The sequence below is a fragment of the Chryseobacterium amylolyticum genome, from assembly GCF_051011775.1.
Classification (GTDB): Bacteria; Bacteroidota; Bacteroidia; order Flavobacteriales; family Weeksellaceae; genus Chryseobacterium.
In genome coordinates, this window is record NZ_JBPCHX010000005.1 from 153310 (window position 1) to 176846 (window position 23537).

22 protein-coding genes are annotated in these 23537 nt (G+C 38.0%); 17 read left to right on the forward strand and 5 right to left on the reverse strand.

Annotation, left to right across the window (positions count from 1 at the left end; translation table 11 throughout):
• Positions 1 to 52 precede the first annotated feature (52 nt).
• The 4 genes from ACR1PO_RS14995 to ACR1PO_RS15010 all read left to right on the forward strand — a co-directional run bounded on the left by ACR1PO_RS14995 (position 53) and on the right by ACR1PO_RS15010 (position 3203).
• Complete coding sequence (locus ACR1PO_RS14995) at positions 53 to 661, forward strand: TerD family protein (protein WP_433987258.1); 609 nt, start codon at positions 53 to 55, stop codon at positions 659 to 661.
• Positions 662 to 746: 85 nt separating this feature from the next.
• Positions 747 to 1790 carry a TerC/Alx family metal homeostasis membrane protein gene (locus ACR1PO_RS15000; RefSeq protein ID WP_332386257.1) on the forward strand — a complete coding sequence of 348 codons (1044 nt, stop codon included), beginning with the start codon at positions 747 to 749 and terminating at the stop codon, positions 1788 to 1790.
• Positions 1791 to 2258: 468 nt separating this feature from the next.
• The gene (locus tag ACR1PO_RS15005) at positions 2259 to 2786 is read left to right on the forward strand and encodes a TetR/AcrR family transcriptional regulator (RefSeq protein WP_433987259.1); all 528 of its coding nucleotides are present in this window, start codon (positions 2259 to 2261) and stop codon (positions 2784 to 2786) included.
• Between the two features lie 3 nt (positions 2787 to 2789).
• Entirely contained in the window at positions 2790 to 3203 is a 414-nt protein-coding gene (locus ACR1PO_RS15010; protein WP_433987260.1) for a nuclear transport factor 2 family protein, read from the forward strand.
• 111 nt (positions 3204 to 3314) lie between these two features.
• On the opposite strand, the gene ACR1PO_RS15015 is transcribed toward ACR1PO_RS15010, so the two are convergent.
• Positions 3315 to 4322 (reverse strand): catalase family protein, encoded by a 1008-nt coding sequence (locus tag ACR1PO_RS15015; RefSeq protein WP_433987261.1) that lies wholly within the window; start codon positions 4320 to 4322, stop codon positions 3315 to 3317.
• 294 nt (positions 4323 to 4616) lie between these two features.
• On the opposite strand from ACR1PO_RS15015, the gene bamJ reads away from it, so the two are divergent.
• The 5 genes from bamJ to ACR1PO_RS15040 all read left to right on the forward strand — a co-directional run bounded on the left by bamJ (position 4617) and on the right by ACR1PO_RS15040 (position 8525).
• The gene (gene bamJ, locus ACR1PO_RS15020; protein WP_052198510.1) at positions 4617 to 5051 is read left to right on the forward strand and encodes a BamJ family beta-barrel-assembly machinery protein; all 435 of its coding nucleotides are present in this window, start codon (positions 4617 to 4619) and stop codon (positions 5049 to 5051) included.
• A 142-nt stretch (positions 5052 to 5193) separates the two neighbouring features.
• The gene (locus tag ACR1PO_RS15025; protein WP_433987262.1) at positions 5194 to 6144 is read left to right on the forward strand and encodes a hypothetical protein; all 951 of its coding nucleotides are present in this window, start codon (positions 5194 to 5196) and stop codon (positions 6142 to 6144) included.
• 65 nt (positions 6145 to 6209) lie between these two features.
• A complete protein-coding gene (locus ACR1PO_RS15030; RefSeq protein ID WP_433987263.1) occupies positions 6210 to 6620 on the forward strand; it encodes an Rrf2 family transcriptional regulator in 411 nt (136 codons plus the stop codon).
• Positions 6621 to 6681: 61 nt separating this feature from the next.
• Complete coding sequence (locus ACR1PO_RS15035) at positions 6682 to 7335, forward strand: NAD(P)-dependent oxidoreductase (protein WP_433987264.1); 654 nt, start codon at positions 6682 to 6684, stop codon at positions 7333 to 7335.
• A gap of 17 nt (positions 7336 to 7352) precedes the next feature.
• The gene (locus tag ACR1PO_RS15040; RefSeq protein ID WP_433987265.1) at positions 7353 to 8525 is read left to right on the forward strand and encodes a MoaF-related domain-containing protein; all 1173 of its coding nucleotides are present in this window, start codon (positions 7353 to 7355) and stop codon (positions 8523 to 8525) included.
• Between the two features lie 200 nt (positions 8526 to 8725).
• On the opposite strand, the gene ACR1PO_RS15045 is transcribed toward ACR1PO_RS15040, so the two are convergent.
• Positions 8726 to 9754 (reverse strand): M23 family metallopeptidase, encoded by a 1029-nt coding sequence (locus ACR1PO_RS15045; protein ID WP_433987266.1) that lies wholly within the window; start codon positions 9752 to 9754, stop codon positions 8726 to 8728.
• Positions 9755 to 9979: 225 nt separating this feature from the next.
• On the opposite strand from ACR1PO_RS15045, the gene ACR1PO_RS15050 reads away from it, so the two are divergent.
• From ACR1PO_RS15050 to ACR1PO_RS15065, 4 genes are all read left to right on the forward strand, one after another.
• Positions 9980 to 11020 carry an NAD(P)H-dependent glycerol-3-phosphate dehydrogenase gene (locus tag ACR1PO_RS15050; protein ID WP_433987267.1) on the forward strand — a complete coding sequence of 347 codons (1041 nt, stop codon included), beginning with the start codon at positions 9980 to 9982 and terminating at the stop codon, positions 11018 to 11020.
• 244 nt (positions 11021 to 11264) lie between these two features.
• Positions 11265 to 12770: a malate dehydrogenase (quinone) gene (gene mqo / locus ACR1PO_RS15055; RefSeq protein WP_433987268.1), complete on the forward strand. Its 1506-nt coding sequence runs from the start codon at positions 11265 to 11267 to the stop codon at positions 12768 to 12770.
• A 63-nt stretch (positions 12771 to 12833) separates the two neighbouring features.
• Complete coding sequence (locus tag ACR1PO_RS15060) at positions 12834 to 13235, forward strand: hypothetical protein (protein ID WP_002984777.1); 402 nt, start codon at positions 12834 to 12836, stop codon at positions 13233 to 13235.
• A gap of 1 nt (position 13236) precedes the next feature.
• Complete coding sequence (locus ACR1PO_RS15065) at positions 13237 to 14103, forward strand: AadS family aminoglycoside 6-adenylyltransferase (protein WP_433987269.1); 867 nt, start codon at positions 13237 to 13239, stop codon at positions 14101 to 14103.
• Here ACR1PO_RS15065 and ACR1PO_RS15070 read toward each other — a convergent pair.
• The gene (locus ACR1PO_RS15070) at positions 14100 to 15686 is read right to left on the reverse strand and encodes a GMC family oxidoreductase N-terminal domain-containing protein (RefSeq protein WP_332386244.1); all 1587 of its coding nucleotides are present in this window, start codon (positions 15684 to 15686) and stop codon (positions 14100 to 14102) included. The two genes, ACR1PO_RS15065 and ACR1PO_RS15070, sit on opposite strands and share 4 nt — an antisense overlap.
• A gap of 130 nt (positions 15687 to 15816) precedes the next feature.
• Here ACR1PO_RS15070 and ACR1PO_RS15075 point away from each other — a divergent pair, with 130 nt between their 5' ends.
• The 4 genes from ACR1PO_RS15075 to ACR1PO_RS15090 all read left to right on the forward strand — a co-directional run bounded on the left by ACR1PO_RS15075 (position 15817) and on the right by ACR1PO_RS15090 (position 20568).
• Entirely contained in the window at positions 15817 to 16434 is a 618-nt protein-coding gene (locus ACR1PO_RS15075; RefSeq protein ID WP_433987270.1) for a DUF1684 domain-containing protein, read from the forward strand.
• Between the two features lie 6 nt (positions 16435 to 16440).
• Positions 16441 to 16914, forward strand: a complete 474-nt coding sequence (locus ACR1PO_RS15080) for a GNAT family N-acetyltransferase (RefSeq protein WP_332386242.1) — start codon at positions 16441 to 16443, stop codon at positions 16912 to 16914.
• Positions 16915 to 16987: 73 nt separating this feature from the next.
• Positions 16988 to 17797, forward strand: coding sequence for a glucose 1-dehydrogenase (locus tag ACR1PO_RS15085; protein ID WP_433987271.1), 810 nt, complete (start codon positions 16988 to 16990; stop codon positions 17795 to 17797).
• Positions 17798 to 17898: 101 nt separating this feature from the next.
• On the forward strand, positions 17899 to 20568 hold the full coding sequence (locus tag ACR1PO_RS15090; protein WP_433987272.1) for an MGH1-like glycoside hydrolase domain-containing protein: 2670 nt from the start codon (positions 17899 to 17901) through the stop codon (positions 20566 to 20568).
• Between the two features lie 21 nt (positions 20569 to 20589).
• Here the strand turns inward: ACR1PO_RS15090 and recO are convergent, their stop codons facing one another.
• Positions 20590 to 21276: a DNA repair protein RecO gene (gene recO, locus ACR1PO_RS15095; RefSeq protein WP_433987273.1), complete on the reverse strand. Its 687-nt coding sequence runs from the start codon at positions 21274 to 21276 to the stop codon at positions 20590 to 20592.
• Positions 21276 to 23537, reverse strand: a complete 2262-nt coding sequence (gene porZ, locus ACR1PO_RS15100; protein WP_433987274.1) for a type IX secretion system anionic LPS delivery protein PorZ — start codon at positions 23535 to 23537, stop codon at positions 21276 to 21278. Before porZ ends, recO begins: the two co-directional genes overlap by 1 nt.

The window sequence follows — 23537 nt, forward strand, 5'->3', positions numbered from 1 at the left end:
ATCGCAAATTTGCCCTTTTGCTAAAAAATAAATAACAACTAAACATAAAAAGATGGCTATCAACTTACAAAAAGGTCAGAGAATTAACCTTAAAAAAGAAAATGGAGCTGAACTTTCCCAGGCTTGCGTAGGAATCAACTGGGGAGCAATTGAAAAGAAAGGATTTTTCGGAACTAAAAAAGAAGCAGTAGACTTGGACGGAAGCTGTATTTTATATGATTCAAACAAAAACGTTACGGAAGTAGTCTATTTTGGAAATCTTAAATCTAAAAACGGCTCTGTGAGACATAGTGGAGATGACCTTACCGGTGATGTAGACGGCGATGACGGATTGGATAATGAAGTGATTACGGTAGACTTCAGCAATCTGGAACCAAATGTAGAGCATGTGGCAATGGTGCTGAACAGTTACAGAGGCCAGGATTTTGGAACGATTCCTTTTGCTTCTATCCGCATTTATGAAGGAACACCTACCAATGTAAGAGAGGTGTTTGCAAAATATGACATTGCAAACGATGCTTCTTTCAGAGGACATGTCGCTATGGTAATGGGAGTTTTCTATAAGAGAAACGGAGAATGGAAATTCAATGCTATCGGAGATCCTACTGCAGACAGAAAGCTGGAGCAGACAATCCAGACTGTACAGATGAATTATCTATAATCAATTGTCAGTCAGAAAATAAATAGAATAGCAATATTTGTACAATGTACATCTATTGCTTTTATCATATTATAACATAACTCAAGTGGAACATCAAAGTATTTTAGAACTGCACCCTGGTCTGGTGTGGGGATTTGCAGTAACGGTCGTTATCATGCTGCTCCTGGACTTAGGGGTATTTAACAAAAAAAGTCACGAAGTGTCTTCTAAAGAAGCTACCATATGGTCTATTGTATGGATCTCACTTTCTATGGTATTTTCAGGAGTGGTATACTGGGTATTCAATACCGATGGAAGTCCTGAAAGCCATGCTCTGGCAGTAGAGAAATTCACACAATATCAGGCTGCTTACTGGATTGAAAAAGCACTCTCTGTGGATAACTTATTTGTTTTTATCCTGGTTTTTGGCTTCTTCAAAGTTCCGAAATACCTTCATCATAAGGTCCTTTTCTGGGGAATCATCGGTGCACTGATCTTCAGGGCCATATTTATTTTTGCGGGAGTAGGATTGATTAATGTTACGTATCTTCCTGAAATGAATATCTTCGGAGAGGCAGTGAAAATCAATGTTGTTATGACTCTGTTCGGATTATTCCTTGTCTATGCAGGGATCAAATCATGGGGAGACGGTGACGATGATGACGATGAAGATTACAGCAATACAGCAGGAGCAAGGCTGATCAAAAGCTTCTGGAAAGTTTCCGATAACTATGACGGAGATAAATTCTTCACCATTCAGAACGGAATCAAAATGGCGACTCCTCTTTTAGTGGTCGTGGGTGTCATCGAATTTACAGACGTTCTCTTCGCGGTAGATTCTATTCCGGCGATCTTTGCAATCTCAAATGACCCGTTCATCCTTTATACATCAAATATCTTTGCCATTTTAGGATTAAGGTCATTATATTTTCTGTTGGCGAACTTTATTCATATGTTCAGCAAACTTCCATACGGGTTGGCAATTATCCTGTCCTTTATTGGAGTTAAAATGCTTATTGCACCGTGGATTCATATTCCGTCCCCGGTTTCATTGGGAATTGTAGGGGGAGTGCTGGTGATCTCGGTTCTTTTATCCATCATCTTCCCTGAAAAAGAAGAAGAGAAGAAAGAAGAATTGGAAGAAAAATAATCATATTTAAAATATATTATCAAGCCTCTGGAGTATAACTCTGGAGGCTTTTTTGTTGATGAAGTTTTTTGTTGGGAAAGGCCAAGGCGCAAAGACAATAAGCATTGTACTCCTTTTTAAGGTGCAAGGACATTTCGACTGCGCTCAATGTGGAATTTTCAACCAGGTTGAATGTTTAAGATGTAACCCTTTTAGGTTTCAAAAACCTGTAAGGTTTGAGATAAAGGGAGTCAGATTATCAAAATATCTTCCTCAAAGATACTTACTATGATTTGTATAATTCAGAACCATAGTATTAGCGATAATAAGTTTTATCGGAAATAAAATCCTAGCGTCCTAAATATGCTTATTAATAAAAATTTAATGCCTTTGCGCTTTCCTGCATTTCAAAAGTAAATTAAAAATAAAACAGACAGACTGGTCTGTATATTGTTTTTTTTCATACATTTGTTCCAGAAAAGAAAGCATATGAAATCGCCAAGAGAAAGAATTGTAGAAGTGACCTTTGAATTGTTTGCAAAACAAGGATATAATACTACAGGAATCAACCAGATTATTTCAGAAGCAGAAGTTGCCAAGGCAAGCTTTTATCAACATTTTAAGTCCAAAGAAGATCTTTGTGTAGAGTTTCTGAAGGTGCGACATGGGTATTGGTTTAGTGAACTCAATCAATTTATATCAAAAGGAAATGGTTTACAATCTAAAATCGTCAATGCCTTTGATTTTCTGGTTTATATGAATGAAAAGGAAAACTTCAGAGGTTGCAGCTTTCTGAATATTCTCTCGGAAATACCAATGGATAATACTAAAATACTGAGTGTTATTCAGTCTCATAAAGCAGATCTCAGAAACCTTTTTTTAGAATTGCTGGAGGATCGTGAACTTTCCGATCATATCTACATGCTTTTTGAGAGCAGCATTATAGAAAGCCAGCTTTTTAAATCCAATGAATTGATTGAAAAATCAAAAAAAATAGTTATCAATCTAATACAGTAAGTTATGGAACAGAAACATCCGCTTCCGCCTTTCACACTTGAAACGGCACTTGAAAAAATTCAAATGGCAGAAGATGCCTGGAACAGTCAGGATCCCGAAAAGGTTTCCAAAGCATATACCATTGACAGTGAATGGAGAAACAGAGATACATTTGTAAATGGAAGAGAAGAAATTGTAACATTTCTTCAGAAAAAATGGGAAAAAGAGCTTCATTATAAACTTAAGAAAGAATATTGGGCACACACCGATAATCGCATTGCCGTCCGCTTTGAATATGAATATCAGACGAAAGATGGAAATTGGTTCAGGGCTTATGGAAATGAAAACTGGGAGTTCGATGAAAACGGTTTGATGGCAAAAAGATATGCAAGCATCAATGATCTGGCAATCAAAGAAGAAGAAAGAAAATTCAGATAAAATAGAATGACTGTTAGTACAACAGTCATTTTTGTTTTTAAAAGCTTTTTAAAGCAAACTGAAACGCCAAGTCAATAAATTATCATTCATAACTCATCATTTATCATTATTTTAGGTGTTTTTTCCATGCAGCAATTTATTAATCTTCCTTCTCGTCTGCAGAGAAACCTTATAAGCTTCATCACGCAGTTTCTGTATTTTTCCTACAGGCTGAAAAAATATTTTACTTTCGAAAGGATTGAATGAAAGCAATTCATTGGTACAGTCCCGCGCATCCAGCAAAGAATTTTTATTGATTCTGACCTCACCGATTTTAATAAAAGGAGAATTTTTCCACTCAACATTCAGTCTGTTGATGGGCTGATCTTTCAGGTCATAACAGATCTGTATCAAAACATCAGCTTTAAAATCGTTTGTCTGCAGATAATTTTTTAAAGCATCATTAATCTTTTGCTTTCTTCCTGTATTTTTATCCACAGATTGAGGAGAGAGCTTTATTTTAATGATCTGATCTCCCAAGCGATAAGCACCTATCGAGTAATAATCAAACGACAGAATAAAGTCATTTCTTTTCCTGAAGAGCTTTATCATATTACAGATCATATCGCCGGTACATACGTAAGGAAACATTTTGACTGCCTGAAAAAGCATTGGCAGAAGGCTGCTCCATTTTTTCATATAAAACTTATTGACAGCGGTAAAAAGTTTCAAAAAAGTTGAAACAGAATTCATTGGAAACAGCGGGAAATTGACCAATGGATAATTGGCCAGTAATCCTCCGTTTTCATCTTTGATCTGTACCGCAAAACCATAGGCAGGAATATCTTTTCCCGAATTTTTGATTTTCAGCTGGGCATTGGAAAACCGTATAATCAGGTCAAATTTTTCCCTGTCGAAGAAAGGCTGTAGTGATTCCGGGAGATCAGGCTCTATCACAAACGTACCTTTTGCTGCCGCATAGGTTTTGGCATGAGCATTCCTCGTAGCATAATTGACATCACTGATGGAAGAAGACTGTTCAACAAAATCTGCTATTGTTTTTTTATTGATTTCCAGAAGTTTTTTTTCCTCTTCATTCAGTTCATCAAACTTCTTATTATATTTTATTGGATTTGGCATTTAGTTTTTAAATCCAATTATAACGCCAAGTTTCGAAATCTGTGTTAAGCAAGTATTACAATTATTTGAATTTTGTTGAAAAGACCTTTTAAGAAAATAAAAGTAAAGTAATATGATTATTGAATTTTAATAAGTAAAACATTTAACTTGTTGATTACTAATATTAAATTGTTTTTGAATAATAATGTTTTGAAACAAACAGATCAGATATATAATATTTTGGATTTTAACCTTCCATCCTCATACTTCCGTCTTCCAACCTTAAAAAGCCTTATCTTTGTAAAAAATTATCATATGGGAGTAGCAGATATGTTATTTAAACGTAAAAAAGAATTGGCAGAAAAGAACCTGAAAGACGGTAAAGAATATATGGAAGAGTATGGTAAAAGAGAAAGCGTTGTGCAGTTACCAAGCGGCTTGCAATATGAAATCATTACGGAAGGTGACGGCCCGAAACCAGGTCCTAAGTCTACTGTAAAATGCCACTATCATGGAACAACCATTTCCGGTAAAGTATTCGACAGCTCTGTAAAAAGAGGGACTCCGGCTTCTTTTCCTTTGAACAGAGTAATTTCAGGATGGACGGAAGCTCTTCAGCTAATGCCGGTTGGCAGTAAATGGAGACTGATCATTCCTCCGCACCTGGCGTATGGAGATCAGGAAATCAGCAAAGAAATCGGGCCAAACAGTACCCTTGTTTTCGAAGTTGAATTACTGGATATTAAGTAATCCTTCTTAAAAATAGATTAAAAAATTACCTGACTTCAGGTAATTTTTTTTATTTGTGCTATATTCGTATTGATAAATGGTAAGACTGAAGGAGATTGCATCTTGGCAGCAATTTATCAATAAGGCACAAAAAAACGACTGAATGAAAAAACTTTTTTACCTTTTGATTGTTTTCGGGCTTCTTACTTCTTGTGTCTCAAAGAAGAATCAGGCTATTCAGCAGAATATACTTACGCTGAAAGACAGCTATTGCAAAGCACCTTTCAAGTATAACTACAGCAATAAAATCCCATCTTATAACGCAGACTCTATCCTGTCTGCCAATAAAGAATTGAAAGAGCTGTTTTCCGATCAGAGTATCCTGATATTGAATGCACTGGATAATCTGGATGAGGTTCACGAAATTATTGACCTTAAAAAAGACTCATCCCTTGCTTCGCAGGTTAAAGTTTTACAGTTAAAAACAAAAATAAACAGTAAAATCACGATTGCGCTGACAGAGCTGGATGCTGTAGCCGCAGAATTTGACTGTGAAGGAGAAAGAGTAGCCCAGATCGGAAATTATGTGGATAACCTGAACGCATCAAAAAATAATAAGCTCATCCTTTATTCCATTATTACCGGAGCCGCTGCTTCTATAGCCGGAGGTATTGTTCATGACCAGGGCTGGAGCAATGCGATTGATATCGGAGGAGGGGTTTTAGGAGCGGGTTTTGGTTTGGCAACCCTTAATCCCAAAGGAAAAAAAGTAGAGTTTATTCATCAGAGAAATCTTTTGAGAGATATCTGGAAAGAAAAGCTGGAATCTCCCAATTTTCCACCTTTTATCTGGTATATGTATACCGAGAAAAAATTTTCCAACAGGGAAGATCATTCTATCATCGGGAATATGAAGATGAGATGGCTTCACTACCAGTTTGATGATAATAAAGAAGCGGCAGACAAGTCTGTCATTTTCAGTGATGGCGGATATTACAGGGCAGATGATCTTCACAACCGTGCAGCCATGCTCAATCAGATGCAGTCAGCAACACGTACCATTAATCAGAACATCAATTATCTGCTGCTTGACCTTGACAAATTAATCCTTTAAGAAAAATTTAACTGTAATAAATTTTGTTACATTTAAAAAATGTATATCTTTGCCCTGTAATTACAATGAACAATACAAGATTTGCTACGGCAGTACATATAATGACATTATTGGCAAAGAGTCCTCAGGAGTGGCTTACTTCTGACTGGATGGCCGGTAGTATCAATGTGAATCCGGTGATTATCCGAAAGGAGATCAGCGTATTGAGAGAAGCAGGTCTGATTATCAGCAGACAGGGAAAAGAAGGAGGAAGCCAGCTTGCAAAAGAAGCGGATATGATCACAATCTCTGAGATCTATAAAGCAGTTAAAAATACGGAAGTATTAGGAAAGAAAAATCAGAATCCTAATCCGGCATGCAGTGTCGGGAAGGAAATAAATATCCATTTAAATACCTTATTTGAAGAAACAGATCATTTGGTTATCAATTTTTTAGGAGACAAATCATTACAGGAATTTACCGATCAGTTCGAATAAATTTTTTTTAACCCTAAATGTAACAAAATTTATTACAATTTAATTTAAAAAATAAAACGTTATGAAAAAAGTAGCAGTAATTGGTGCAACAGGATTTGTAGGAGCACACGTAGTAACAGAATTGGCAGAAAGAGGATATGCTGTAGAAGCATTGGTAAGAGATGCATCGAAGGTAAAAACGCAGGAAAATGTAACCGCTAAAAGTGTTGATGTAAACAATGTAGATGCATTAGCTGAAGCACTGAAAGGAAATGATGCTGTAATCAGTACATTCAATGCAGGATGGACAAATCCTAATCTTTACAACGATTTCTTAAATGGTTCTCAGAACATTGAAAAAGCAGTGGAACAATCAGGGATAAAAAGACTGATTGTGGTAGGTGGAGCAGGAAGCCTTTACACACCGGATAATGTTCAGATTGTGGATACTCCGGACTTCCCTGAAGCTTACAAACCCGGTGCAACAGCAGCAAGAGATTACTTAAACAAAATCAAGGAAAATAATACTTTGGATTGGACATTCTTCAGCCCTGCCATAGAGATGAACCAGGCCAATGTAGGAGAAAGAACAGGAAAATACAGAACTTCACTGGAAACTCCGGTATTTGATGAAAACGGAAGAAGCCGTCTGTCTGTAGAAGATGTAGCCGTAGCTCTGGTAGATGAATTAGAGCAGAGTAATCACATTCGTGAACGTTTCACAGCAGCATACTAATATATAAAAGAACAGAAATGATACAAAAGAAATTATGGTCGTTATTCGCACTGCTGGGCTTTATCAGCGTATTTGCGGGAAACCTCAAAGTAAAAGTATATAATCCGGGGACCAAAGCTATTTTCCCGATTACTTCTACCATTATTTATGGTGATAAAGATGCCATACTGGTAGATGCCCAGTTTCAGAAACAATATGCTGAACAGCTGGTGAAAGAAATAAAGGCAACAGGAAAAAATCTGAAAACCGTTTTTATTTCGCACAGTGACCCCGATTTTTATTTTGGATTGGATGTGATTAAAAAAGCCTTTCCTAATGCTAAAATTATCTCAACGGCGCAAACAGCTTACCTGATATCAGCTTCAAAAGATGATAAGATGGGCGTATGGAAACCGCAGCTGAAAGCGGACGCTCCGTCAGAAATTATAGTTCCTGAGGCAGCTGCTTCAATCCCTGATCTTGAAGGGAATAAAATTGAGATCAGACAAAATCCGGAAGACCCTGCACACAGCTTTCTTTGGATCCCTTCCATTAAAACCATTGCCGGCGGAATTTCAGTTTCTGTAGACTCCCATCTATGGATGGCAGACACGCAGAATGTAAAAGCAATTGATCAGTGGATAGGGCAGATTGATGCCATGAAAGCATTGAACCCGGAGCAGGTCATTCCTTCCCATTTTGCAAAACCGTCTACATCTCCACAATCTCTGGATTTTGTGAAGGGTTACTTGGAAAATTATAAAAAAGCAGTGACAGAGAACAAAACTTCATCTTCCATTGTTGATTTTATGGTTAAAAAGTATCCTGATCTTCCGGGAAAAGAAGAGCTGGAGATGGGAGTAAAGGTTTTCCTTAAAGAAATGGAATGGGATTTAAAATCACCATACCCGGCCATCGGACATAAAGTGGAAGTGGATTTTGGAGGTGTAAAATTCCTTCTGGATTTTAAAGACAATAAAACCATGACGTTTACAGGAACAGCAGGAAGTTCAAAAAATAGTACCGATACGGTAGAATATACTGCTGTAGAAGTAGCAAAGAATGTTTTTATGGTATACTGGCATGAGCCTCATCTTGGCTTCAATGTTACCCATATTCAGGATTACAATAAAAATATTGTGTATTCAAATATTGCAGGCCCCGATGGTACGTTTACCCATCCGAAAGGGATTCTTACAATTTTAAAATAAGATAAAAACTACCATTACATGATGGTAGTTTTTATTTTGAACCATTAAGGTTTTTTGGAGGATTGAAGCTGCATTAAGGAGATACCAATTAAAGCGGACTCTTCTTAATATTCTTAAAAACTAAATATTCCTTAATGGTTTAAAAAAGATTTGGCCTTCTTCCCATATGTAAAAAGGCTGTCGGATAGACAGCCTTTTTATTATAAATTCATAAACAATTTCGGGTTTACCGGAGTATTGTTTTTGTGTACTTCATAATGAAGATGAGGTCCTGTGGAACGCCCGGAGTTTCCGGATTTGGCAATGACCTGTCCTACTTTTACTTTATCATTCACTTTTGATACAAGTTCAGATAAATGTCCGTATAATGTAGCCAATCCGTTACCATGGGAAACGATCACACAGTTTCCATAACCGCCTTTCTGCCCTGAGAAAATAACGGTTCCGGCAGCGGCAGCTCTTACATCAGAACCATAAGCAACTGCAATATCGAGTCCTTTGTGAAACTGCATCTGATCAGCTTCAGCAGGTGGATTGTTTTTTTCAGCAACAGTTGTTGGTGTTGTAGTTGTACCCGCAGCAGGTTTGGCAGTTGCCGGAGATGATGTTGAAGCTACAGGAGCCACTTTTGGAGTAACCATCACTTTTACTTCTCTTTTATTTCCGTAGCTGTCTGTAAGTTCTATGACTTTTTCAACAGGTTCAGCTTTAACTTCAGGTTTTGGTGCTGCAGCGACTGCTGATTTAGCTTCTGCTGGTGCGCCTGATCTTACCGAAGCAAAAACCGTTTTAAACGGAATCGGATTTTTTCTTACGCCAAAGTTAGAAGAAATATAGCCATCTGTAGGCATTCCTAATGGTACCTGCATCAGTTTTTTCTGAAGATCCATCAGATACTGGCTGTATCGGTTAGCTTGTTTGGAAAGATAAATAGAATTTGAAATACTGTCCTGATTAAGCATCATCAGTTTTTCGTTGGTAATGTCTTTGGACTTCAGGAAGGAGTTGAGCTGTGCAACGGTCTGATCTACAAGAGTAAGATCAGTTTTCATTTTCAGATAATCTACACTGTCTTTTTCAGTGTTTATTTTTACAAGATTCACTTCGTAGGTTTTATCATCTCTTTCAGAAAAGAGCTTCGCTATGAAGACGCCTTGTGCAAAAACTACTAGTAAAAGCCCTCCCAGGAGAATGTTTACGTTCTTCTTGCTGTTTAGAAATTTTTTCATATTTCTTCTCTTAGTAAATTTAAAACGGTTTTGAATCTGCAAATTTAATTAAAAATAAGTTTTGTGAGTTATTTTTAATTAAAATTCAGTTTTTTCTGTATTTAACGGTTAATTAGCTGTTTAATTGTGCTGAAGTGTTAATTTTTTCAGAAAATGGCTTTTATCATGGTTTCAAAGCCTGCGTTCCGTCTTTGTTTTAATATCTTTGCAGTTCACATTCCAATTATGGCTAAAAAGAAAATTATTTCAGAATCTTCGAATCCAAAAAAGAATAAAAAGGATATTTCTGTAGGAGTTGTAGGAAGCGGAAGTTTTGCAACCGCTATTGTAAAAATGCTTGTTGAAAACTGCAAAGTAGTACACTGGTGCGTAAGAAATGAATTTGTAAAAGGAGCTATTGAGCTTCGTGGGCATAACCCGACTTATCTTACGGCTGCCCATTTTAATCTTAAAAGTTTAAAGCTGACAACGGACATTAATGAACTGGTTTCTGCCTGTGACGTTATCGTTCTGGCAACTCCGTCTATCTATCTGTCTGATACACTGGATAAGATGACATGTGATTATTCTGATAAGATCTTTATCTCTGCAATTAAAGGAATTATTCCAAAAGTAAATGATGTGGTAGCCCATTATCTGCGCGATGAATTTAAAATCGGATTCAGAAATCAGGCGGTTATCGCGGGACCTTGTCATGCTGAAGAGGTTGCGATGGAAAGACTTTCTTATCTTACCATTGCAGCGGCCGAAGATGAAACTGCTGAAAAGCTTGAAGGAATTTTCAGCTCAGACTTTATTAAAGTTCATACAAGCAAAGATATTTTAGGAAACGAATACAGTGCTATTCTTAAAAATATTTTTGCGATCGGGGCGGGTATTGCAAGCGGATTAGGATATGGAGATAACTTTACAGCGGTCTTTGTTTCCAATGCGATCCGTGAAATGGAAACTTTCCTGGAAGCCATCTATGAAGCACCAAGAGATGTGAACGAAAGTGCTTATCTGGGGGACCTTCTGGTAACGGCATATTCACTTTTCTCAAGAAACAGAAACCTTGGAAATCTGATTGGAAAAGGTTATACGGTAAAATCTGCCATTCAGTCTATGAACATGGTTGCAGAAGGATATTATGCTGCAGATTCCATTTATAAAACGGCAAAACAGAAAAATCTTAAGCTGCCGATTATTGATACGGTATATGCCATCCTTTATGAAGGAAAAAATGCCGAAAAGCAGTTTAAAAAACTGACGGCAAAACTGAATTAAAATGAGGCTTATTACCAAATCTTGTTTGTAAAATAATTAAACTTAAGCATCCTGTGCTTAAGTTTTTTTGTTCATTTTGATATAAGAACCATCAATGATTTCAATAGCACTTTATTGAAATTTTCGATGGTTTTTTGTTGCGTACTAAAGAAGTGTTTCTGACTCAAAAAATAACGTGTTAAAATCGTTAAACGCGTTCCGGTTTTTAAAACTTTTCCCGAAATTTGAAGTAAAATTTAAAATTATGTCACAATCGCTTACAAGCAGAACACCGAAACCTAAATACGACGTTGTACTGATAGGCGGCGGAATCATGAGCGCCACTTTAGCAACGCTGCTGCATGAATTTGATCCAAATCTTGAAATTGCAATCTTCGAAAGGCTAGGAAGGTTTGCCAAAGAAAGTACAGCAGCATGGAACAACGCCGGAACAGGGCACTCCGCTTTTTGTGAGCTAAATTATACTCCGGAAAAGCCAGACGGATCTATTGATATCAGCAAGGCAGAAAGTATTGCAGAACAGTTTGAAATTTCAAAACAATTCTGGGCTTATCTGATTACCAAGGGATACATTCATCAGCCGAAAGAATTCATCAACTCATGTCCGCATATGAGTCTTGTGTTCGGGGAAAAAGATGCAGAATATCTGAAAAAGCGCCACGATAAAATGGCGGAATCTGTTCTGTTCTCAGGAATGGAATTTTCTACAGACCATGATAAACTGAGAGAATGGATTCCATTGGTAATGAGCAAAAGAAATCAGTCTGAAGTAATGGCTGCCACGAAGATGGATATGGGAACTGATGTAAACTTCGGAACACTGACAAGAAAGATGGGAAGACATCTTCTGGAAGATTCCAATGTAGAGGTTTTCCTGTACCATGAGGTAAAGGATATTGATGCCAGAGAGAACGGTCAATGGGAAATGAAGGTAAAAGACAGGATCAACAATCACAAACAGGAAGTGGTTGCTGACTTTGTATTCATTGGTGCCGGAGGATATGCGCTTCCGTTACTGGACAGTTCGGATATTAAAGAAAGTGAAGGATACGGAGGTTTCCCGGTTTCCGGGCAGTGGCTGGTAAGTCATAATCAGGAACTGGTAGAAAAACATCAGGCTAAAGTATATACACAGGCAACGGTAGATGCGCCGCCAATGTCTGTTCCACACCTTGACCTTAGAATCATTGATGGTAAGAAAGCTCTTCTTTTCGGGCCTTTTGCAGGATTCTCCACCAAATTCCTTAAAGAAGGAAGCTACCTTGATCTTCCTGAAAGTGTTAATACCAAAAATCTGAGATCTCTTTTCGGAGCATGGTGGCACAATATTCCTTTAACGAAATATCTTATCCAGCAGGTGGCCATGACAAAATCCCAGAGGATGCAGCATTTGCGTGAATTCATCAAAGATGCCAAAGAAGAAGACTGGGAACTAAAGGTCGCAGGACAGAGAGTTCAGATCATTAAGAAAGATGAAAAAGAAGGAGGTAAACTTGAGTTCGGAACTGAAGTAGTTGTGAACAAAAACGGAACAATCGCTTCTCTTCTGGGAGCGTCGCCAGGTGCTTCTACAGCAGTTTATGCCATGCTGAATGTGCTGGAAAAATGCTTCCCGGAAAAACTTCATGGAGAATGGAAAGCAAAACTCCTGGAAATGGTTCCATCCTATGGACAGAAACTGGCAGAAAATCCTGAACTGACCCATGAGGTAAGAAATTATACAAAAGAAAAATTAGAATTAGAATATTAACATCAGTAATGAGCAATAAGTAATCATGATTACTTATTGCTCATTACCTATACTCATAAAAAGGTGGAAGAAGTAATTGTAAAACCGGTCATTGCAAAGGAAATCCTGGAATCTCTTCAGGCGAAAACAGAAGAAGAGAAGCAGGTTATTGTGCACTGTTGCTTCCCGGCTTCTCCGTTTTTGGGAAACCTGATCAGGATCTGGCATTCGACCTATCTTTTTGATAATCAGTCTGACCATAGAAGTAAGCTGATCCACGCAGAAAATATTTCTATTTCACCATACTGGACACCGGTTCCTTTTATGAAAGACTTTTGGTTTACCCTGATTTTTTCCGGACTTCCCAAAGATTGCAAAAGCTTTGATCTGAAAGAAGTGATTCCTGAAGAAGGCGGTTTTTTTGTAGAATCAATCAAAAGGAATTCTTCTGACGTATATCGTGTAAAAATATCAGAGTCCTATTAATATGAAAATAAGGGAAGAAAAGCTGGAGCAGATTATTCACTGGGCTGAAAACAATCCTGATATCCGTGCTGTTCTTCTGACCAGTTCATTGGTAAATCCTTATGCGCCTGTAGATGATTTCAGTGATCTGGATGTAGAGCTTGTCTTTAAAAACAAAACGCCTTATGAATCGGACAACGAATGGATAAGTTTCTTTGGCGATCCTATCTCGATGATTGAGGAAGGTGACAGTGTGTTTGGCGGAAAGCATGCCATGAAAATGGTTTTGTATAAAGATCATGTGAAAGTTGACTTTAAACTGTATCAGGTCCCGGAATTTATTAAGGAGGTTAACGAAGAAACCCTTCCCGAGGATTGGGATGTGGGATATAAAGTTTTAATCGATAAAGATAAACTGACTGAAAACCTGAAACCACCTACGTACCAGTCAATCATGATTCAGAAACCAACTGAAAAAAAGTTTCAGCAGCTGATGAATGACTTCTGGTGGGATACCACGTATGTAGCAAAATGTTTAAAACGCGGTGATATTTTTTATGCTAAGTTTATGTCTGAAAATGTCCTGAGAACAGATTATCTTGTTCCTCTGATTGAATGGTACATTGCAGAAAATCATAACTGGAACAATATAACCACCAATAAGCACGGCCGGCTTTTTAAACAATACTTATCTCAGGAACTCTGGCATAAAGCAGAAGCTACTTTTTCAGGAAGTAATATCAGCGAAAACTGGTCAGCACTGTTTGCTTATGCTGATCTGGTACATGAAATGGGTGCTTATTTGGCTGAAAATCTTAATTTTACCTATCCGGAACAGCTGGAAAGCGATATCAGGAATTATCTTTCCGAAATACAAACAATACCTTAATGCAAGAAAAATTCATTTTGCCGGATCAGGTTTTCAATGCAATATTCCGCAATGGCAGTAATGGTAACAAAAGGATTCACACCGATGGTTCCCGGAATTAATGATCCATCCAGCACATATAAATTTTCGTGATCTCTGAGTTTTCCATATTCGTTGGTAGCTTCGCCTAATACACATCCTCCAAGCGGATGATAACAGATATCAGCTCCGAAACCATTATTGAAAAGCAAGTGGCTTCTGGTTCCTCCATTTGCTTTATTCATTTTACGGATAAAGTATTGGGCATTTTCTTTCATTTTAGCGGTATTGCTTTCATCCCAGTTCAGTATCAGGGATTGGCTGGCTTTACTGTAGGCAACTTCTCCCTTTTTATCAACCCTGTTGATCAGCAGATATAAGGCTGTTGCAACATCCATTCCCATAGGCAGTGGAGCTATTTCCGTGAAAAACGGATGTTCGGGATCATCCCAGTTGTCAATTCCTCCCACCGGAATTGTGGATTGTTTTGTGCCTGTACCGCCGGATAAAGGTTTTACCCAGTTTCTTCCCGTCATAAAGTTTCCATTGTTCCCCCAGTTTTTGCCGATTTTTTCATGGATAGGAAATCCGTTTTCTGCATTGGACCGTAACAGAATCTGTAAAGTTCCCATAGTTCCTGCGGAAAGAATCAGTTTTTTACAGTTGACAACCTTATCTGCAACCGGAATGCCGGAAGTATCAATCTGCTGTACACTGAGAGTGTAGCTTTTATCATCATTAAGTTTAAGCGTTTCTACGCGGTGAAGATCAAGAATTTCCAGGTTTCCGGTTTCAAGAGCTTTTCTCAGGTAAGTTTTATCCAGACTGTTCTTCCCGTAATTGTTACCATAAATGACTTCCGTATTAAGAGCAGAACGGGGAACCTCATTCCTGAATTCTTTTTCCATATATTTAAAATCGTAGACGTTCGGTACCCTCATCGTTTTAAAGCCTGCTTTATGAGCCTCTTCTTCACCTACTCTTGTAAACTGATAATAAGGACAGTCTTTCAGAAATTGTTCATCAATAACATTTACCTTGAGTTCTTCCCGCACCAGTGGAAAGTAATGGCTGTAAAATCTTTCAGTATCAAGATCCGGAAAAACTTCTCTGAAATAGCTTTCTTTAGGAGTAACAGCCATTCCGCCATTTACAAGGGAACCTCCGCCAACACCTCTTCCTACCCAGATATTGATGTGCTCAAAATCCAGACGGTCTAATGTTCCGGTAAAAGGAGCCAGAGAAAAAATATTCATAAAAGGAGCAATGCTTTTCTTTTTCAGCCAAGCAGAACTTTTTCCGGGCTTCAGCAGATTGGAAAACGGTATTCCTGCTTTTTCCCAGTTAAGACCCATTTCAAGCATCATTACTTTTTGCCCGGCTTCGCAAAGACGCAGTGCAGATACCGCTCCTCCGTAACCGCTGCCAATAATCACAACCGGTGCATCAATAATTTCTCCTGACCGGTTATTTTTTCTTTCTGCAGCATGAAATAATCCGGATTGAAGAAAATAAAAACCTGCTAAAGCCATAGCACTTGTCTGAATGAATTTTTTTCTGTCCATGACCCTTATTTTTCAAAAAGTATGCTAGATCGGAAGACGTTTATGGTATTTAAAACAGATTATACTTTTTATTACAATTTTAACTTTTTGTTGTTATGAAAATTCATAGCTTTACTTATAATTTATACTCATGAAAAAATATATAGTACTCTTTTTACTCCTTCCGTTATGGGCTTTTTCCCAGAAAATGATTTCAAAGGAAGAGAAAGAGGTACAGAAATTTCAAAAGGAACTTAACGCTGAATATTTTAATCCAAAAGAGACCCCGCTAAGAGGTGATAATTTTAAAAATTTCAAAGGACATCCATTTTTTCCCTTTAATGCCAAATATAGGGTAACCGCAGAATTTGTTAAGTCAAAAGATACAAAACCCTTTGAACTTCCTACTTCATCAGGGAAAACAAAGACGTACCAGGAGTATGGCAAAGCAACATTTACCTTGGATGGTAAGCCTTATACTGTAACGTTATACCAAAGTTTGGCTTTGATTAAGCAGGAAAAATACAAAGACTATCTGTTCCTTCCTTTCCGTGATGCAACCAATGAAAAAGAAACCTATGGAGGAGGAAAATATATGGATCTGAAGATTCCTAAAGGGAACACGATTGTTCTTGATTTTAATAAATCCTATCAGCCTTTCTGCGCTTATAATGCTTACGATTACAACTGTCCTGTTGTTCCGGAGGAAAATAAACTTCCTGTGGAAATCCGTGCAGGCGTAATGTATGAAGATATTTACCATCACTAATAGGATATGATACATTTAGAATTCTTTAAAACAGAAGATCTTTCCGGAGTCAGTTATGCTCTCGACGAAAATCAGATGAGATTTACGGCGACTGCTCAGCAGGCCTTACAAAGTATCAGTGAGCGGGATGATAACAATGCATTTCCCGTAACTATATTTTATAATGACCAGCCTGCAGGCTTCTTTGTACTTGATTTTGGAAAAGATAAATTTGAACTTACTGATAATGAAAACTCAGCTTTGTTACGCTCATTATCCATTAATCCCCGGATGCAGGGCAAAGGAATCGGGAAAGCAGCCATGCTGAAAGTAGAAGATTTTGTCAGAGACCGTTTTAGCCACTGTGACGAAATTGTACTGGCTGTCAACCAGAAAAATGATTCAGCCTATCATATTTATCTTAAGGCAGGGTATATTTACGATGGCAAAACCAGAATCGGCAGAAGCGGGCCTCAATATCTGATGTACAAGAAACTTTAATAAAATTTTAAAATCATAATTTTTCATCTGCTGATATCTTTCCATAACTTTGAGTAACATCAAATTACAAAACATGGAAATATCACTTCGAAATCAGGTGGCTTTGGTAACCGGAGCTTCCAGCGGAATCGGTTCCGGAATAGCAAAATCATTGGCTGCAGCAGGTGCAACGGTTATTGTCAATCATTCTTCAGAAAGATCTACAGACGAAGCCAAAGCAGTTTTGAAAGAAATAACCGATGCCGGCGGACAAGGAATGACCTATCCATGTGATGTTTCAAAGGAAGATCAGGTCGTGAGAATGTTTCAGGATATAGTTTCCGAATATCAAACCGTAGATATCCTGATCAATAATGCAGGAATCCAAAAGGATGCAAAGTTTACAGAAATGACGCTGGATCAATGGAACGCTGTCATAGGAGTAAACCTGACCGGACAGTTTTTGTGTGCAAGAGAAGCCATTAAAGAATTTCTAAGACGCGGAATAGATACATCCCGTTCTATCGCTTGCGGGAAGATCATCCATATCAGTTCAGTACATGAAATCATCCCATGGGCCGGACATGCCAATTACGCATCCAGTAAAGGTGCTGTAAGAATGCTGATGCAGACCCTTGCCCAGGAATATGGTGCAGATAAAATCCGTGTTAATTCTATTTGCCCCGGAGCTATTCAGACTCCGATTAACAAGAATGCGTGGGATACCCCGGAGGCCCTCAATTCACTTCTTTCCCTTATTCCTTACAACCGGATCGGACAGCCGCAGGATATCGGAAATTTAGCCGTCTTCCTTGCCAGTGATCTTTCTGATTATATTACGGGAACAAGCATTTTTATAGATGGGGGAATGACTACGTTTGAAAGTTTTTCTACGGGAGGATAGCATAGTTTAAAGTTCAAAGTTTCAAGTTTCAAGTTTCAAGTTTTGAGCTTATCATCATCAATACATGAATACATTTTACAATTGTACAAAACATCTTATTTATGTCAGAACAGCAGAGAATCGCAGATATTTCATGGAAAAAATGGGGGCCTTATGTCAGCAACCGGGAATGGGGACTTGTCCGCGAAGACTACAGTGAAAACGGAGACGCCTGGAATTATACCAATCATGAAACGGCAGAAGCCAAAACATACCGTTGGGGTGAAGAAGGAATATGCGGAATCTGTGATGATCTCCAGAAGCTGGTATTTTCTGTGGGATTCTGGAATAAAAAGGATAAGATGGTGAAAGAACGGTTCTTTGGACTCACCAACGGACAGGGAAATCACGGTGAAGATGTAAAGGAATATTTTTATTACCTGGATTCTACGCCTACGCATTCCTACATGAAGATGCTGTATAAGTATCCTCAGAACGCTTTCCCTTATGAAGATCTGGTAAAAACCAATGCGGAGAGAGGAAAAGGCGATCCGGAATATGAATTGATTGATACAGGGATTTTTGATACCAATGAATATTTTGACATTTTTATTGAATATGCAAAGGAAAGCCAGAATGATATTCTCGTCAGATTAACGGTTGCCAGCAAATCTGAAAAAGAAGCTTCTCTCGTAATTCTTCCGACTGTCTGGTTCAGAAACACCTGGAACTGGGGGTATGATGACTATAAACCTCAACTGTCTGCTGAAGATGCTGACCATATTAAAGTAAATCATCAGGATATTGATATTAAAAATGTGTATGCAAAACAGTCCTTAAAAACCCTGTTTTGTAACAATGAAACCAATAATGAAAAGCTGTATCAATGTTCTAATGAATCAAAGTATTGTAAAGACGGAATTAATAATTTTGTGATGACAGGAAATTCCCAGTCAGTGAATCCACAAAATACAGGTACCAAGGCTTCTTTCTTTATTGATGAAGATTTTAAAGCCGGAGAAACTAAAATATTTGAATTCCGGCTGTCAGACAAAGATTTACATGAGCCGTTTAAAGATTTTGATATACTTTTTCAGGAAAGGCAGAAAGAAGCAGATGAGTTTTATGCGGAGATCCAGAAAGGAATTTCTGCGGATGATGAAAAATGGGTACAAAGACAGGCTTTTGCCGGAATGCTGTGGAATAAAATGTTTTACCATTACAATGTGGAAAAATGGCTAAAAGGTGATCCTGCCGAAATGCCGCCGCCAAAGTCCCGGGAAACAATAAGAAACTTTGATTGGAAGCATCTTAACAACGAACATGTTATTTCCATGCCTGATAAATGGGAATATCCGTGGTATGCAACGTGGGATCTTGCATTTCATACCATCAGCTTTTCATTGATAGATCCGGATTTTGCCAAACATCAGCTGAAACTTTTCCTGTTTGAATGGTATATGCATCCCAACGGGCAGCTTCCTGCTTACGAATGGGACCTGAGTGATGTGAATCCTCCTGTACATGCCTGGGCGGTTTTCAGGGTGTTTAAAATTGATGAATATTTAAAAGATAAGCCCGACCTGGAATTTCTGGAAAGTGCTTTCCAAAAACTTTTGATGAATTTTACCTGGTGGGTTAACAAAAAAGACCTTAACGGTAATAATATCTTTGAAGGTGGGTTTCTGGGACTTGATAATATCGGTGTATTTGACAGAAATTCTGTTTTGCCCAATGGGGAACAGCTGGAACAGTCGGATGGAACAAGCTGGATGGCTATGTTTGCTCTGAATATGATGAGAATCGCACTTGAACTGGCTCTTTACAATAAAGTATATGAAGAAATGGCAATGAAGTTCTTTGAACACTTCCTGTCGATTGCCCATTCATTGGATAATATGGGAGATGAGAATTTCAGTCTTTGGGATGAACAGGACGAATTTTTCTATGATGCGATTACTTCCAGTGACGGAACTCATATGTATCTGAAATTAAGAACTGTCGTTGGGCTGATCCCGATGTTTGCCGTTGAGGTTATAGACGATGAAATGATTGAAAATCTTCCCAATTTCAAGAAAAGAATGAAATGGATACTGGATAATAAACCTGAACTTGCTGCGCTGGTTTCAAGGTGGGAAGTCAAAGGCCATGATTCCAAACACCTTTTATCATTGCTTCGTGGCCACCGTCTGAAAAGACTTTTAAACCGGATGCTGAATCCGGATGAATTTTTGAGTGATTATGGGGTAAGGGCATTATCGAAAGAATACGAAAATAATCCTTATACTTTAACTTTGAATGAAACAGATTATACCGTAAAATATACTCCTGCAGAAAGTGATAGCGGGCTATTTGGTGGAAACAGCAACTGGCGGGGTCCGGTTTGGTTTCCTATCAATTTCCTCATTATCGATAGCCTTCAGCGTTTTTTCTTCTATTACAGTCCTGATTTTTTAGTAGAATACCCCACCGGAAGCGGTAATTATTCAAACCTTGATCAGATTGCAGATGCCTTAAACAAGAGGCTTGCGAAGATATTTTTAAAAGATGAAAACGGAAAACGGCCGGTTCACGGTCAGTATGAAAGATTTCAGACCGATCCTGATTTTAAAGATTATATCCTCTTCTACGAATATTTTCATGGAGATAACGGCCGTGGAGTGGGAGCTTCCCATCAGACCGGATGGACAGGGCTTATTGCCAAGATCCTGCAGCCAAGATTTTCCAAAAAGGAGATTGCAGAATCGGAAACTGAAATGCCGGAGGATGCTGAAAAAACAAAAGGGGAGTAAACCGCAGATCTGTCTTATAAGCTACTCAAATATCTGCTGGATAATTTCCAGTGAAGCCGGGGTTTTGAAGTCTGTGATATGATAGTGATAATACACTAAAAGACTGTCCAGAAAATCTTTTCTTAATGAAGAATGGATTTTTGTGGCATAAAAATCTTCTGCACAAAGCGCTTCTTTCCATAATGTGGAAATTTCTTCATTGAACAGCTGATGGCACATTCCCGGAGAAAAAGTTCCGGTTTCCGGATCTAAAAATTTTCCTTCGCTTAGTAATGGAGCAACTCCCTGTATTTTTAAAACAGCCAGTAAAAAAAGTAGGTGTGCCTGATAATTTTTGTTGGTCAGTTCACTGACAAAATCATCAATACCGGAATAGATCGGAATATTTTTATTCTCATATTTAAGGATATGACTCAGAAAGTCCGAAATAAAGAAAATAACAGTATTGACCTTTATATCTGTATAAATGTCATTGTTTTTTACCAGCTCAAACTTTGAGACAGACGGGATTCCGTTGCCCCGTGATGGATTGACAGAAAAATTGAGCTGGCTCAGCGGCTGCAACAGGGCTTTTTTCTTATTCTTTTTAGAATAAATTCCTTTTAGAAAATAGCTCTGAAACCCCTCTTCTTCTGTAAAACAATGCAATACAGCATCATTTTCTCCGTATTTTATAAATGAAAGTAAAAATCCGTTTTGTGAATTCATTAATTAACCACTCCTATTTTGGCGGTAGCTTTATCAGATCCGTCTTCATTGGTCATCAGGACAAAATAAATTCCTGAAGCTACTCTTTTCCCTTTCTGATTGTTCAGATCCCATTCATAATATCCTCCTCTGGCTACAGCAGAATGCACTACATTTCCTGCAGCATCTACAATTCTTATATTGGTTTTTTCCGCAAGACCTTTAATGGTAACTTTTCCTTTGAAATTGGAATACACAACAGGATTAGGATACACCACAACATCACCGAAATTGGATGTCACATCTGCTACATCTCCCTGGTAGGTTACAATACCGTTATACGTTACAAAATATACTTTTCCTGTTTTTTTATCAACTTTTATATCAGTAACACTGTTTGTAGGAAGAGGTGAATTTTCCTTTGTAAAATGCTTTATGGTTCTCTGTCCGTCCGAAGACAGGTAGTAAACACCACCACCGTCAACAGATACCCATTTATAATCACCTGCATCCACTGCAATCTGCAGAATTGCTGATTCTCTGAAAAGCTCTTCACCCAAACCATTCTGCTCTATCACTATAGGCTCTACTTTAGGCTGAGCATTTTTTATTTCTGATGCTGCGTTCGGCATGATCCTTAAGCCTTCGTCTGTCCCAATCCAGGCATCACCGGACTTATCAAATGCTACTGATAATATTCCTCCCGAACTGTTGAACCCATTAGAACTGTCCAGGATATAATCCGTATCATCAGAAAGGTTCAATGCGTTTTTATAATCATATACCCAGAAGTTATTGGATCTTGGCAGAGGAGTCCATAGCATATTTTCATAATAAACAGTCTTTTGTATTCCATCACTGGCAAGAACAATTTTCTTGATAAGAAAATCATCACTGGCTTTATCATAGATTCCCATAGATGGGTTTCCGTCATTAAATCCGAAAGATACAAACAAGTTATTCTGCGGGTCTACAGCAAAACCTACAGGACGTCTGTAATAAGGCTGAGCCCCCAGGTTATAATATTTTACCAGTTCAAAATCTTTGCTTGTTGCATTGTATTTCATTCTGTAGACACCATTATCAAACATTGTGTAATTGGTGAACAGTACTTCGTTATTGTTATAAGGGCTTATAATAGCATCCAGGACATTGACATTGCTTGGAGGATTTTTAAGAAAGAATGAAGGGTAGATCCATTCTGTACCATTGAAATAATAAAAACCAGGACTTGGCTTTTGCACTGGAATAGACGGATGGTTATAATTATTTGTTCTGGCACCGGAAGAAACCAGAAGCTGATTATTATCGAAAAGATTAATGTTATAGGCATAGTTAAAATAAGGACCGGAAGGTTTAAAAGTATTGTTACTTTCATCCTTTATCCCTGATAATACTGTTCCTCCTAAAATTTTTCCTCCAGCTGTTATGGCAGTATTACATTCCTCACCAAGGCTTACTGCATTTTGTGACACCCCGTTGATACCATAAGTATAAACCCTGTTATCTGTAACAACAACATTATTGGAGTTTATCACAACATCACGTATATTCTCAAAAGTTGTCGGAAGCTGTATCGGGGCGCCATTGTTGTAAACATATGCCGCTGTTGCAGTTGAATAAACCAGTTCTGATTCTGAATCTATATGTTTAAAAGCTCCGGGTATTTCGGTTGTCCAGGTAGAGTATACCGGGAAAGTCGTGTTCATTTGATGGCTTTTCAATCCTGTATCAGTTACGGAATATACTTTATTCCCGAATATCGTAGCTTCATTACTGGCCTGATAAACCCCGCCGGTTAGGAAAAATGCAGAATCACCAAATTCCTTATTTTGCAGGTTAAATATGGAAACTCCGTACCCCACAGAAATGACAGCCTGATCTCCGGTTATAGAAATGTGGTTGATTTTTTTATTTCCGTTATAACCCGTAGCAATAGGAATATCAACAATATATTTGATTTCCTGTGGGGTAATAACATCCATAGATCCGTTTTCATAACCGATAAGACCTGTTTTAGTCTGTGGATTATAATCGAAAGCTGTGATTCCGATATTGTGAAGACCATTGGCTTTGGACAACTTCGTAATTTCTCCCGTTGATATTGTATAATAGAATATTCCGTTTTCTGTGGCTGCAATGATTTTTCCATTGTCTTCTTTCATTGCCAGGATCTTGTTGTAGGAAAACAGATCTGCCCACTTTTTGGATGAAATAACCTGAGCTTTTGTCAGCTGCAGGGATGCTAAAATACCAAGAGAAATTATAGAGAGTTTTTTCAT